The organism is Prauserella endophytica (assembly GCF_005146945.1).
GTDB lineage: Bacteria > Actinomycetota > Actinomycetes > Mycobacteriales > Pseudonocardiaceae > Prauserella_A > Prauserella_A endophytica.
The window spans coordinates 242,574-255,840 of the sequence record NZ_SWMS01000005.1 but is presented as its reverse complement, the minus strand read 5'-3'; the positions used below and the strand labels follow the sequence as shown (position 1 = coordinate 255,840).

Annotated in this window: 11 protein-coding genes and 1 pseudogene; all 12 read right to left on the bottom strand. The window is 70.8% G+C overall.

The window, feature by feature from the left end; translation table 11 throughout:
• Window positions 1–156 precede the first annotated feature (156 nt).
• The 12 genes and pseudogenes from FCN18_RS12250 to FCN18_RS12195 all read right to left on the bottom strand — a co-directional run bounded on the left by FCN18_RS12250 (window position 157) and on the right by FCN18_RS12195 (window position 13,178).
• A complete protein-coding gene (locus FCN18_RS12250) occupies window positions 157–1,677 on the bottom strand; it encodes an ArnT family glycosyltransferase (protein ID WP_137095002.1) in 1,521 nt (506 codons plus the stop codon).
• A 70-nt stretch (window positions 1,678–1,747) separates the two neighbouring features.
• Window positions 1,748–3,019 carry a lytic transglycosylase domain-containing protein gene (locus tag FCN18_RS12245; protein ID WP_158303092.1) on the bottom strand — a complete coding sequence of 424 codons (1,272 nt, stop codon included), beginning with the start codon at window positions 3,017–3,019 and terminating at the stop codon, window positions 1,748–1,750.
• 444 nt (window positions 3,020–3,463) lie between these two features.
• Window positions 3,464–3,640, bottom strand: a complete 177-nt coding sequence (locus FCN18_RS40115; protein ID WP_137094995.1) for a type 2 periplasmic-binding domain-containing protein — start codon at window positions 3,638–3,640, stop codon at window positions 3,464–3,466.
• A gap of 13 nt (window positions 3,641–3,653) precedes the next feature.
• Window positions 3,654–3,890, bottom strand: a pseudogene (locus tag FCN18_RS40850) (LysR family transcriptional regulator substrate-binding protein); the annotation flags it as partial.
• Window positions 3,891–4,340: 450 nt separating this feature from the next.
• Complete coding sequence (lpdA, locus tag FCN18_RS12225) at window positions 4,341–5,741, bottom strand: dihydrolipoyl dehydrogenase (protein ID WP_137094993.1); 1,401 nt, start codon at window positions 5,739–5,741, stop codon at window positions 4,341–4,343.
• An 8-nt stretch (window positions 5,742–5,749) separates the two neighbouring features.
• A complete protein-coding gene (locus FCN18_RS12220; protein WP_407675770.1) occupies window positions 5,750–6,400 on the bottom strand; it encodes a lysophospholipid acyltransferase family protein in 651 nt (216 codons plus the stop codon).
• Between the two features lie 59 nt (window positions 6,401–6,459).
• Complete coding sequence (locus FCN18_RS39050; RefSeq protein WP_158303091.1) at window positions 6,460–6,633, bottom strand: hypothetical protein; 174 nt, start codon at window positions 6,631–6,633, stop codon at window positions 6,460–6,462.
• Window positions 6,634–6,654: 21 nt separating this feature from the next.
• Window positions 6,655–7,062, bottom strand: coding sequence for a nitroreductase family deazaflavin-dependent oxidoreductase (locus FCN18_RS12215; RefSeq protein WP_137094991.1), 408 nt, complete (start codon window positions 7,060–7,062; stop codon window positions 6,655–6,657).
• 40 nt (window positions 7,063–7,102) lie between these two features.
• Window positions 7,103–8,056 carry a threonine ammonia-lyase gene (locus FCN18_RS12210; protein ID WP_112275120.1) on the bottom strand — a complete coding sequence of 318 codons (954 nt, stop codon included), beginning with the start codon at window positions 8,054–8,056 and terminating at the stop codon, window positions 7,103–7,105.
• 9 nt (window positions 8,057–8,065) lie between these two features.
• A complete protein-coding gene (pip, locus tag FCN18_RS12205) occupies window positions 8,066–9,025 on the bottom strand; it encodes a prolyl aminopeptidase (protein WP_137094989.1) in 960 nt (319 codons plus the stop codon).
• Window positions 9,026–9,153: 128 nt separating this feature from the next.
• Window positions 9,154–10,002, bottom strand: a complete 849-nt coding sequence (locus FCN18_RS12200) for a sugar phosphate isomerase/epimerase family protein (RefSeq protein ID WP_113642486.1) — start codon at window positions 10,000–10,002, stop codon at window positions 9,154–9,156.
• Entirely contained in the window at window positions 9,999–13,178 is a 3,180-nt protein-coding gene (locus tag FCN18_RS12195) for a ThuA domain-containing protein (protein WP_137094987.1), read from the bottom strand. The genes FCN18_RS12200 and FCN18_RS12195 overlap by 4 nt, the downstream gene beginning before the upstream one ends.
• Window positions 13,179–13,267 lie beyond the last annotated feature (89 nt).

Sequence of the window (13,267 nt, the reverse complement as noted above, 5' to 3'; positions counted from 1 at the left end):
ACGCCCTCGTCAGCGCTCGCCGCATGCAGACTTAAATCCACATCAGCCCCACTTCCTCCTGTGACATGCAAAAGTAGAGTGACCCACAACACCCGTCAAGGTGAAGTTGCGCGCTTGTGAACAACTACTTGGCGTAGTCGTCGGAGAAAAGCGGCTCTACCAGGTGAAAGACATGTGGCGAAGCCGCGGCCACAGCTCCGTCCACGGAGCCACGCGACCCTCGCAGAGCCAGATCGGCTCGCCCTGCGTGACGTTGTTGATCCGGTGGCCGTTGTCGACCTCGCCGAGCTTGCGCACGCCGGCGAAGTAGCCGAGCAGACGTTCACGCGTCGAGCCGACGAACACGACGTCCACGGCCTGCTCGGGCGGCGAACCGAAGTACCAGTAGCCCCTGCTTCCGCTGTACGGCTCCGGCAGCCAGGGAGCGAACTTCTCGATCGCGGCGGCCTGCCAGTAGGTCTCGGTGACCACCGTCGTGCGGGCCCGGTCGCCCGGCGGCAGCGACGTGTAGGCGGCGGCGACACTGCGCGCGACGCCCTCCCAGCCGAACTCCTCGAGCGCCATGTTCATCGGGCTGTACGGCTTGCCCGCGTAGTCCGAGACGGGCTTGACGGGCAGCCAGCTGACCGCGACCACGGCCGAAAGCGCGTAGGCGAGCAGCACGACCGGCCGCCAGCGCGGGACGAGCACACGGTCCAGCTCCACGGCGGCGACGGCGAAACACAGCGCGAACAGTCCGCCGACGTAGTAGGGCCGCCCCGCGGTGAACCAGAAGACGGTCGTGACCCCGAGCACCACGGGGCCGAGGAACCGGTACGGGCGCAACCGCGGCGAGCGCAGCAGCCACCACACACCGAGCACGAGCGCCAGCGCGCCGACGCCGATCCCGGCCTGCTCCAGCGCCATGGGCAGGAAGGTGGCTCGCCCGCCCGCGAACGCGACCTCACTCGCGACGATCGCGTTCATCTCCAGCTGCGGCCAGCCGTGCGCCGCCTGCCACGCGAGCGTCGGCACGCACGTGAGCACGGCGATCGCGCCACCGGCCAGCAGCAGCGGCCTGCGCGGCAGGTCCCTCGGCCCGAGCACGAGCGCGGACACCGCGAGCAGTGCCCAGAACACGGGGATGAGGAACTTCACCTGGAGGTCCACGGCGGTCACCAGCGCGGCGGCGAACAGCAGCCGGTCGTCGCGCACCCGCACCCACCGGACCACGAGCCAGCAGATCACCGTCCACAGGAACGCGTCGACCATGTGCGTGGCGAGGATGTGGCCCGCGCCGGCGAGCAGGAACGGCGAGCACGCGTAGGCACCGGCCGCCATGGCCTGCGCTCGCGCGCTGCCGCCGAGTTCGCGCGCGATGAGCGCGGCGATCGCCACGCCCGCACCGGTGAACAGGATCGCGGGCAGCCGGAAACCGGTCACCGAGCCGGGAAAGAGCGTGTCGGTGAGCAGCGCGAGCAGCGGCAGCATCGGCGGCTGGTCGGCGTAGCCCCAGTCGAGGTGCCGCCCGGCGGCGATGAAGTACAGCTCGTCGCCGTGGTAGCCGTAGCGGCCGCTGACGGCGAGCAGCACGGCCATCGCAGCGCCCGCGACGGCGAGCACCGGCAGGCGCGCGAAGGTGGGAACGGCGGCCTGCGCTCCCGCGCGCGGCGCGTGAGCCGTGCCCTGTCCCACCATGCCGCCGCACCCTAGGTGGCGGCCTCCCCCCGCTCGGCGAGGGGCTCGCCACCGGCGGCGTGGGCCACTCTCAGGGTGTGCAGGACGGCGGAGGCGGCTCCGTGGTGTCGGTGGGCTCCGTCGGCTCGGTGCTCGTGGGCGTCTCGGTGGGCTCCGTGCCGGCGGGCTGCTCGGCCGGCTCCGTCGTCTCGGTGGGCTCCGTGGGCTCCGTCGTGGTGGGCTCGGTCGGCTCTGTGGGCTCTGTGGGCTCGCACGTCGGCGGTGGCGTGGTGGGATCCGGCTCGTCCGTGGAGGGTGGCGGCGTGGTCGGCGTGGTGCGGTCCGGCTCGCTGGTGCCGGGCGGCGGTGTGGTGGTGCCGGGACCGCCCGTGGCCGGAGGGGCGCCCGTGGCAGGAGGCGCGTCCGTGGCCGGAGGGGCGCCCGTGGCGGGAGGCTTGCTGGGAGCGGGGCCGGGCCGCACGCTCGGCGCCGATGGCGGCGGCGCGCTCTGGCCCCTCGGCGAGCGGTGGAATCCGGGCACCGGCCCGCCGTCGGCGAGGACGATCGGGCCGGGCGCGCTCGCCGTCGGCGTCACGCCTCCCGCGTAGAGGCTCGCCCACAGCAGGACCGTGCGCACGTAGGAGTCCGATTGGTTGTAGCGGAAGACGGCCCGCGCGCGGTCCTGCGGGTTGCCGAGGTCGCCGCCGCCCGCGCACAGGTACTTGCCTGCCGCGACCGTGGCGTCGAAGACGTTGTGCGGGTCGGCGACCCCGTCGCCATTGCCGTCCGCGGCGTAGGCGCGCCACGTGCCGGGGATGAACTGCATGGGCCCGACCGCCCGGTCCCACACGCGGTCGCCGTCGAGCGCGCCGCCGTCGGTGTCGGCGATCGCGGCGAACGCGCCCGCACCGTTGAGCTGGGGGCCGAGGATCGGCGAGAGCGTGCGGCCGTCGCCGTCGACGTGCCCGCCGCTCGCGTGCCCTGACTCGATCCGGCCGATGGCGGCCAGCAGGCTCCAGTCGAGGTTGCAGCCGGGGCTGAGCGAGGCGAGTGAGCGCTCGGCGTCGTGGTAGGCCTTCAGCACGGCGCCGGGGATGCCGAGCGAGCCGGTCGCCGACGAGCCCGAGACGCCGGTGCCGTCCGCGAGCTCGGGAATCGGCACGCCCAGCGGCGCCCCGCCCCTCGCCAGCGCCAGCGGATCACCCGCGTCGGCAAGGACCCGCGGGCTGAGCTGTTGCTGTGCGGGCCGCTCGCCGGTGGCGCCGAAGGGTTGCTGGAGTCCGGTTCCGGCCAGTGGCAGCGATCCGGCGCCACCGCCCACGAACGGCACGAAGGCCAATGACACGGCGGCCAGCGAGGCCACTCGGGCTCTTCTCGCGTTCGCACGCCTGCGACGAGCGAGGGCCCTGCGGTGGGATCGGTGCATGCTGTTCTCCCCTTGAACGTCGTCGCCCGCCGGAACCGTCACCAGCGCCGGTAAAGGATTGTCGCCCCAGCAGCCGCCACGATGAATCCGCCGAATGCCAGAGCCAGCCTGCACCATGCACCCCGGCTTTGGCTACGCCCGCGCGCGAGTCGCCCGCTCCCGCCCGCGAGTCGCCCGCTCCCGCCCGCGAGTCGCCCGCTCAGGACAGCGAGTTGCGCGTTCCGGACGACGAGTTGCGCGTTCCGGAGGCCGTCGCTGCACGGGATGCCCTTCCTCGGCGAACTCGCGACGGCAGCAGTCGGCGAGCGCACGGACCTTCGCCGTCGGAACGCTGCCGTGCGGTAGCCGAGCACCACGGCGTTGTCGGGCACGGGTCTGCCATCAGCACCGAGTAGCCGAGCCCCTCCCGACCATCGACCGGATGGTCTCCACGTTCGCGATGCGCCAGGCCACGTTCGGCGTGAAGCCGGTCTTGCGCAGGATTTCCTCCACCAGGTCCCGCGCGGGCAGCACCGCGAGCAGCACCGCCGGCTCGTCGCCGAGCTCGCGGAACGCCACCTACCTCGTCGCGATCCGCGAGCCGGTGCTCGGCGGGCAGCACGAGCTGGACCGGCACGATCTCCTCGTGGTCGAGCCGGGTGCGGATGTGCTGGGCGCACATCAGGCAGACGTCGAGGTCCCCGTCCTGAAGGCGCTGCTGCAACCCATCGGACGAGGCTTCCAGCACCTCGACCCGCACACCGGGGAGCCGGTGCGCGAAATGGGCGATGATGCGCGGCAGGAGCCAGGGCGAGAGGGTGGTGAGCAGCCGATCCGCAGGGTGCCGGAGAGCTCACCGCGCAGGACCTGGCTGATGCTGTGCAGCTCGTCGGACTCCCTGAGCACGGCCCTCGCCTGCTCCGCCGCCAGCAGGCCCGCGCGCGTGAGCTCGCGTTCCGCGCGAGTCCCCCGCTCCCGCCCGCGAGTCCCCCGCTCAGGACGCCGAGTTGCGCACTCAGGCCGCCGAGTTGCGCGTTCCCGACGGTGAGCCGGCCGCTCGCCGTCACCAGAGAGGGTTTCTTACTCGCCATCCGGTCCGGCCGGACCGCGGAACGCACAACTCGGCGTCCGGAAGGCGAGACTCGCGGGCCCGAACGGGCAACTCGCGGGCCCGAACGAGCAACTCGCGGGCCCGAACGAGCAACTCGCGGGCCCGAGCGGGCAACTCGCGGGCCCGAGCGGGGGACTCGCGGGCCTGAGCGGGGGACTCGCGAAACGGTCACATGTTGATCATGTGGCCGGCCAGGCCGTGGACCGCTTCCTTCACGGCTTCGCCGAGGGTCGGGTGCGCGTGGACGTTGCGGGCCACCTCGTGCACCGTCAGGTCCCACTGCTGGGCCAGCGTCAGCTCCGGCAGGAGCTCGGTGACCTCGGGGCCGATCAGGTGGGCGCCCAGCAGCTCGCCGTACTTGCCGTCGCTGATGATCTTCGCGAAGCCCACCGTGTCGCCGAGGCCGTGGGCCTTTCCGTTGGCGCTGAAGGGGAACTTGGCCACCTGGACGTCGTGGCCCTCCGAACGCGCCTGCTCCTCCGTGAGGCCGAAGCTCGCGATCTGCGGCTGGCAGTACGTCGCCCTCGGGATCATCCGGTAGTCGAGCTCCATCGTCTCCGCGTCGGCGATGGTCTCGGCCGCCAGGATCGCCATCGACTCCGCTGCGTGCGCCAGCATGAGCTTCGCCGTCACGTCACCGATCGCGAAGATGTGCGGCACGCTCGTGCGGCACCGGCCGTCCACGTCGATCGCGCCGCGCTCGGTGAGCCGCACACCGGTGTTCTCGAGGCCGTAACCGTCCACATTGGGCTGGAAGCCTATGGCCTGCAACACCTTGCCGGCCTCGATCACCTGCTGCTCGCCGTCCTTCGACACCGTGACCCGCACGCCGTCGGAGGTCTCCTCGATGGACTCCACGCGCGTGGACGTCAGGACGTCGATGCCCAGCCTGCGGTAGCGCCGCGCCAGCTCGGCCGACACCTCCTCGTCCTCCAGCGGCACCATGCGGTCGAGGAACTCGACGATCGTGACCTTCACACCGTAGTTGTGCAGCACGTAGGCGAACTCGACGCCGATCGCGCCCGCGCCCGCGATCACGATGCTCTCCGGCAGGTCCGAGGAGAGGATCTGCTCCTCGTAGGTCACCACGCGGTCGCTGACCGACGTGCCGGGCAGCAGCTTCGGCGTGGCACCCGCCGCGATGATGCAGTGGTCGAACGTGACCGTCTCGGTCTCGCCGTCGGCACGCCGCACCTCGATCGCCTTGTCGCTGGAGAACGTGCCACGCCCCTCGAACTGCGTGATCGCGTTCTTCTTCATCAGGTAGTGAACGCCTTTGACGCGGCCATCGGCGACCTTGCGGCTGCGCTGGTACGCGGCCTGGTAGTCGAACGACACCTCGCCGTCGACCCGAATGCCGAAGGTCCGGGCCTCCGTGGTGAACAGGTGTGCCAGCTCGGCGTTGCGCAGCAACGCCTTCGACGGAATGCACCCGACGTTCAGGCACACCCCGCCCCAGTAACGCTCCTCGATGATGGCGGTGTCGTAGCCGAGCTGCGCCGCGCGGACCGCGGCGGTGTACCCGCCGGGACCCGCGCCCAGCACCACAACGTCGAAGTGTTCACTCATGGTCGCGATTATGCCTTCACGTTTCCGGGTGGCGGGCTCTCCCCGCGCACCTCTGCCAGCAACGACGTGATCGCCGTCATGATGCGTTCGGTCGCCTCCCTGAGCTGGGACGCGGTGGGCTTGTCCGACCGCAGATCCGAGAGGTCCACCGGTGGCCCGGCCAGCAGCTCCACCCTGCGCCTCGGCAGCACGCGCGGCAACCGGGCGCTCTGCGGCAGCACGTGCTGCGAGCCCCAGCACGCGAGCGGCACCACCGGCGTCCCTGTGGTGAGCGCGACCCGCGCGAGTCCCGTCTTGGCCTTCATGGGCCATTCGTCGGCGCGGTCGCTGAAGGTGCCCTCGGGGAACACCACGACACAGTCGCCCGCCAGCGCGGCGTCGACGGTGTCGCGGTAGGCCTCGAGCGCGCTCGCCTTGCCCCGGTGCACGGGGATGTGCCTGCCCGAGGTCATGACGGCGCGCACCACCGGCACCCGCCACAGCCCCGCCTTGGCGAAGAACCTCGGCACGCGACCGCCCATCAGGCACGCCACGGTGACCATGATCGGGTCGGCGTTGGACAGGTGGTTGCTCGCCACCAGCACGCCGCCCTCGCGGGGCAGGTGGTGGGCACCCGTCACCCGCAGGCGGGTGCCCATCGCCAGGAACGGTGCGATCACGTCGATCGCGAGGCTGAACCACCTGCCCCGGCCCCGACGGGGAAACCGGCGCAGCGCGGTCAGCGGTCGGAGTCGACTTCCTTCGGCCAGCCCGCGAAGTCCCGCACCAGCCGCTGGGCCCGCACCAGTCCGGGCAGCTCGGCCGGGTTCAGCTCCCCGCGCTCGGCCTGATGCTCCGCCTCCGCCAGCTTCGCCAGCAGGCCGGCCACGTCGACTGTCGACTGCTGCGCCATGTTCGTCCCCTTCGTCGAGGTTCAGGCCACACGCTCCAGGACTACGACGGGAATATCACGATCCGTCTTCTTCTGGTAGTCGTCGTAGGCGGGCCACACCGCCGCCATCTTCGGCCACAGCACGGCCTTCTCGCTCTCACTGGCCGTCCGGGCCTTGGCCGCGAACTTGTCGGCCTTCACCTGGACCGTCACCTGGGGGTCGGCCACCAGATTGTGGTACCAGCCGGGGTGCTCGTCGGCGCCACCCTTGGACGCGACGATCACGTAGTCGCCCTCGTGCTCCTGGTAGATCAAGGCGAACTTGCGTTCCTTGCCGGTCTTGCGGCCCTTGGTCGTCAGGATGAGGACCGGCGCACCGTTCTCCCAGTCGTGGCCGACCTCCCCGTCGGTCTCCTCATAACGGCGGACGTGCTCGTCTCCGAACAGCATGAGCGAAAATCCCTTCGTCGGATGGCTCCCACCCTAATGCTCAGGCGCCGAGAACGTCGGAGAGCAGCGACGGGGTCACGTTGCCACCGGACACCACGATCACGGTGCGTCCACGGGGCAGGTCGCCCGCCCGGTTGAGATACGCGGCGAGGCCAACGGCACCGCTGGGCTCGGCGACGAGCCGTCCCCTGGTGGCCAGCACGCCCATCGCGCCCCGGATCTCGTCCTCGCTCACGGTGACGATGTCGTCGAGGTGCGCGCGCAGGTGGGCGAACGTCAGCTCGGACAGCTGCGAGCGCAGCCCGTCGGCGATGGTCCGCGCGCGCCGCTCGATCGGCCAGTCCACGAGCGCCCCGGCCCGCAGGCTCTCCCGCGCGTCGCCCGCGAGCTCCGGCTCCACGCCGACCACACGCGCCTCCGGGCACAGCGCCTTGACCGCCGTCGCGATGCCCGAGGAGAGCCCGCCGCCGCTCACCGGCACCAGCACCAGCTCGACATCGGGCAGGTCCTCGGCGATCTCGAGCCCGATCGTGCCCTGACCGGCGATGATGTCCGGGTGGTCGAACGGCGGCACCAGCACCGCGCCCAGCTTCTCCACCAGCTCGAGCGCGGCGGACTCGCGCTCGCCGATGGGGACGAGCACCACCTCGGCGCCGTAACCGCGCGTGTTGTCGACCTTCACCTGCGGTGTCACGTCCGGCATGACGATGTGGGCGGGGATGCCGAACGTCCGCGCGGCGTAGGCCACGGCCTGCGCGTGGTTGCCGCTCGAGTAGGCCACCACACCCCGGTTCCGCGTGCGCTCGTCGAGCCGCGCGATCGCGTTCTGGGCTCCGCGCAGCTTGAAGGCGCCGATCGGCTGCAGGTTCTCCGGCTTCAGCCACAGGGGGCGGTCGGCGTCCGCCCACGGGCTCGGCAGCAACGGGGTGCGCACGACGGCACCGCTGATCCGGTCGGCCGCGGCACGGATGTCGTCGATCGTCACGAGTTCCACGACCCGAGCCTATTCCGCGTACCGGTCGGTGGCCCGCAGCAGCTCCCGCAGAATGCCGGGTTCGTCGTAGGCGTGCCCGGCATCCTCCACCATGATCAGCTCGGCGGCCGGCCAGGCCCGCTTCAGGTCCCACGCGCCCACGGGCGGCGTGCAGACGTCGTGCCGGCCGTGAATGAGCACGCCCGGAATGTCCGCGAGCCTGCCCGCATCGCGGAGCAGCTGCTCGTCGGCGAGGAAGCCCTGGTGCGCGCAGTAGTGGTTCTCGATGCGCGCGAACGCCAGCGCGAACCGGGGGTCGGAGAACTGTTCGACCAGCTCGGGGCGGCGGCGCAGGGTGACCGTGTCTGCCTCCCACGTGCTCCACGCGACCGCGGCAGGCCCGTGCACCGCGGGATCCGGGTCGAACAGGAGGTCGTGGTAGGCGGCGATCAGGTCGCCGTCCCTGCGTTCGGGCGGCACCGGCTCCAGGAACCGTTCCCAGCGCTCGGGGAACAGGAACCCCGCTCCCCCGCCGTAGAACCAGTCCAGCTCCTTGCGCCGCATGGTCCAGATGCCGCGCAGCACCAGCTCCGTGACGCGGCCGGGGTGCGTCTGCGCGTAGGCGAGCGCGAGGGTGCTGCCCCAGGAGCCGCCGAGGACGAGCCAGCGGTCGATGCCGAGGTGCTCACGCAGCAGCTCGAGGTCCGCGACGAGGTGCCACGTCGTGTTGGCGCTCAGGTCGGCAGCCTGCTCCGCGGAATGCGGGATGCTGCGGCCACAGCCGCGCTGGTCCAGCAGCACGATCTGGTAGCGGGCGGGGTCGAACAGCCTGCGGTGGGCGGGCGAGCTGCCGCCGCCCGGCCCGCCGTGCAGGAACACCGCGGGCTTGCCGTGCGGGTTGCCGCAGACCTCCCAGTAGATCTCGTGCCCGTCGCCGACGGCGAGCAGGCCATGATCGCGTGGCTCGATCTCGGGGTACGGCTCGGGCAAAGCAGGCTCCCCTCCCAGGGCACGCGCGCCGCAGCCTAACCGACGTGCGCCGAAAGGGGGAACCGATTCTGCCCCCAAGGCCACCTTTGTTGCGTTCAACGCAGCAAAGGTGGCCTTGGGGAGCTTTACTAGAAGCGGATCGTGCGCAGGGTCCGGTAACTGCGGGCCGCGCTGGCGAGCGGGTCGGCCGGCTGGTCGTGCTCCACCACGTACTCCTGGACGCCGGAGACGTCCCGGCGCCGGAAGATGCGGCGGAAGTCGATCGTGCCGTGGCCGACATCCTCGAACGACCCGTCGGGCGCCATGTCCTTCACGTGGAACACCGGGAACCGGCCCGGGTAGCGCTCGAAGTACTCCACGGGGTCGTAGCCCGCCCTGATCGCCCAGTACAGGTCGATCTCGAAGTCCACGTACCTCGGATCGGTCTCGCTCGCCAGGATGTCGTAGAGCACTTCGCCCTCGACGGTCCGGAAGTCGAAATCGTGGTTGTGGTACAGGAACCCGAGCCCGGCGGCCCGCGCCGCCCTGCCCGCCTCGGTGAACTCGGCGGCCACCTGCCGGTAGCCCGCCGGTGTCCACAGTGAACTCGGCAGCGACGGCACCACCACGTACTTCACGCCGAGCACGTGGGCGTTCGCCAGCTCCCGCTGCCAGTCACCACGGATCGCGTCGAGCGAGAGGTGCGTGAGCACGGCCCGCAGCCCCGCCCGGTCCAGCATCGCGCGGAACTGCTGTGGCGTGTGCCCGTACAGTCCGCTCACGCCCACCGTCGAGTAACCGATCCGCCCCAGCGCGTCGAGTGTGCCCTGCGCGTCGGTGCTCATCAGCGAGCGCACCGTGTAGAGCTGGATTCCGATGTGCCCTGGCGGCACCCGGCGCGGCCCCGACGCGAGCGCAGTGCCGCCCAGCAGCCCGCTCGCCCCGGCGACCGCCACCGAACCGGCGGCCAGTCGCAGGAAATCCCGTCGCGTACTCATGAGGTCACGCCCTTTCCGTTGAACTGCAGCACGTCCAGCGAGAGCAGGTCCGCCTGGTCCGGCGTCCAGGCCGGGTTGACGAACACCAGGTAGAGCTTCACGGTTCTTCCCGGATCGGTGAGGGCCACGTCGGTGTCGACGACGTCGCCCCAGCCGCCCGTGTTGGGCACCTCCGCCGAACCGAGCAGCTCGCCGTCCGGCGCGTCGGCGCGGAACTCGATGGTGCCGCCGATGCCACCGGAGCTGGCGCTGACGGTCAGCGAGTCGATGCCCTGCAGGTGGATCGGGTCGTAGGCGGCCCAGTCACCGTGCTCGATCTCGCCCAGTCGCTTGCCCGCCGACGCGTCGGCGCGGCTCAGCACCTCGATGCCGCTGTGGTCCTCGAAGTGCTCGGCCTCCTTGTGCTTCGGCTCCAGCGTCACGTGCGCCGACCCGGTGAGCGCGGGCACGCCGCCCTTGCCACCGCCGTCGGTGTACTGCGCGCTCAGCGCCGCGTACAGGTTCTGCCCAGGACCGTGGCTGTCCCCGGCGTCGGTCGCGATCTCACCCACGCAGCCCGTGACGTTGTCCATCGGATGCAGGTGGTCGTCGTGGCCGAGCTGCGACTGCACCACCACCTTCGAGCAGTCGATCGTCCGGTCCTCGCGGTCGGTGACCTCCACGCGGAAGGGGATCGTGTCGCCGAAGTCGAACATTCCGCCGTCCGGCGGCAGCACGATGCGCACCTCCGGCCTCGTGTTGCCCACCGTGATCTCGGTGACGGCCACGGCGGTGAGGTCCGGGTTCTCGGTGCTCGTCACCGTGAGCCGGGCGGTGTACTGCCCGAGCTCCTTGTACTTGTGCGTCGGGCTGGCCTCCGTCGAGTCCACCGTGCCGTCGTTGTCGAAGTCCCACGCGTAGGTCACCGGCTCGCCGTCGCCGCCCGCGGAACCCTCGCTGGAGAAGGACACTTTGAGCGGAGCCTTGCCCGAGTCGGTCGACGGCGTGATCGCCGCTGTCGGCGGGCGGCCGTCGGCGACGTAGTCGATGCGGTAGATGCCGGCGCCGTCGTTGCTGCCACCCCTTCCGGTGCCGCTGCCCTCACCGAAGTCGATCACGTAGAGCGAGCCGTCGGGGCCGAAGTGCGCGTCGAACGGCTGGATCCACTGCAGGTCGGCGAAGATCCCGTTGATCGAGAGCAGGTCGCCGGGGCGGGCGGGCGCGAAGCGGGGATCGGTGAACGTCTGCTCGTGCTGCTGCACCGACATCACCTTGAACCACCGGCGGGTCAGCTCGTAGTTGAACCACTTGCCGTCGAAGTACTCGGGGAACTTCGAGATCCTCGGGTTGTCCGGGTCGTAGTCGTAGACCGGGCCGGCCATCGGACCGCCGCCGCCCGTGCCCAGCTCGGGGAACTCCGGCGAGGCCGAGTAGGCGTACCACATCCACGCGGGCTGGGCGGGAGGCAGCTCGCGCAGGCCGGTGTTGTTCGGCGAGTCGTTGACCAGGTTGCCGCAGTCGAACGTCTCCCCGGACGTACCGGTGGCGAAGTCGTAGTCGACGAACGGCGTGTTGTTCCCGGTGCAGTACGGCCAGCCCTGGTTGCCCGCCTCGGTGATGCGCAGGAACTCGACCGTCCCTTCCGGACCGCGCTCGGGGTCGGCCTGCCGCGCGTCGGGGCCGTAGTCGCCCACCAGCAACGCGTTGGTGTGCGGGTCGACCGTGATGCGGAACGGGTTGCGCAGGCCCATCGCGTAGATCTCCGGGCGGGTCAGCTCGGTGCCCGGCGCGAACAGGTTGCCCTCCGGGATGGTGTAGGTCCCGTCCGGCTGCGGCGTGATGCGCAGGATCTTGCCGCGCAGGTCGTTGGTGTTGCCGGACGTGCCCTGGGCGTCCCAGGCCCTCCTGCCCTCGCGCTCGTCGATCGGCGAGAACCCGTCGGAGGCGAACGGGTCGGTGTTGTCGCCGGTCGCCACGTAGAGGTTGCCGTCGCCGTCGAAGGTGATCGACCCGGCCATGTGCGAGTTGGCCCTGCCCTCGCCACGGAACGTGGGGATCTCCAGCAGGCGACTCTCGGTGGCGAGGTCGATCGTGCTGTCGGCCGCGACGGTGAACCGCGAGAGGTTGAGCTTGTTCTCCTGCGGGTCGGAGTACAGCAGGTACAGCCAGTTGTTCTCGGCGAACGCCGGGTCGAGCGTGAGGCCGAGCAGACCGTCGGACTGGCTCGTCATCTCGGGCGTGTACTGGAAGTCCAGTGCCGTCGTGACGTTCAGCGTCTCCTGGTCGACGACCTTCAGCGCACCGGTGCGCTGGATCCAGAACACGCGGCGGTCGGGGGCCACGGCCAGCTCGAACGGGTCGGCCAGGTCCGCGTCGACGAGCGGGACCCGCTGGAAGTTGCCCGTCTGGGTCGCCGAGCAGTCACCCTCGACCGCCCCGGCGGCCCACTCGATGCCACCGAGCAGGTGCGAGAGGAACAGCTCGTCGGAGAACTTCTCGGCGGCGTGGCCGCCAGCGGTGAACCAGGACCGCCCGCCGTCGTAGTTCTGGCACCACGAGTACGGGTGGTCGACTCCCTCGTCGAGCCCGGTGACGCCGTCGCGCACCTTGATCTGGGCCAGTGTGTGCACCGCACCGGTCGGGTTGACCCGCCAGTTGTACCACTCCTCCGTCTGCTCCCACAGCTCCGGAAGGTCCTGTGTGGACGGATGGACGCGGTCGAGCACCTTGACCCGGCCCACCTGGGGGGCGGGGTGGTGGTCGAAGATGGCGCCGACCAGGCCCTCGTACCACTCCCAGTCGCGCTCGCTGGCCGACGCGGCGTGCACGCCGGCCCAGCCGCCGCCCGCCTGGACGTAGCGCTGGAGCGCCTCGCGCTGCGCGGCGTCGAGCAGGTCGCCCGACTCGGGGGTGGAGTTGGTGTTGTTGAAGACGACGGCGTCGAACCGGGCGAGGTTCTCGTCGGTGAACGCCGCCGCGTCGTCGGTGGACTCGACGCTGAAGCCGTGTTCGGCGCCGAGCTGCTCGATCGCCGCGATGCCCGCGGGGATCGAGTCGTGATGGAAGTTGGTCACCTTGGAGAACACCAGCACGCTGAAGCGTGCCTGCGCCGCCGCGGGGAGCGCGGACGCCACCCCCGCGGCGAGCAGGAACGCGAGCAGCGCGGCCAGTGTCCTGGCACGTCTGCGACCGGACATGTGTACCTCTCCATTGAGTTTCAGCGTTACCGAAAGCGCTTTCACTTCGTACATGCCGGGAGATATTCAGTTGTCGTGCCGGGAAAGGT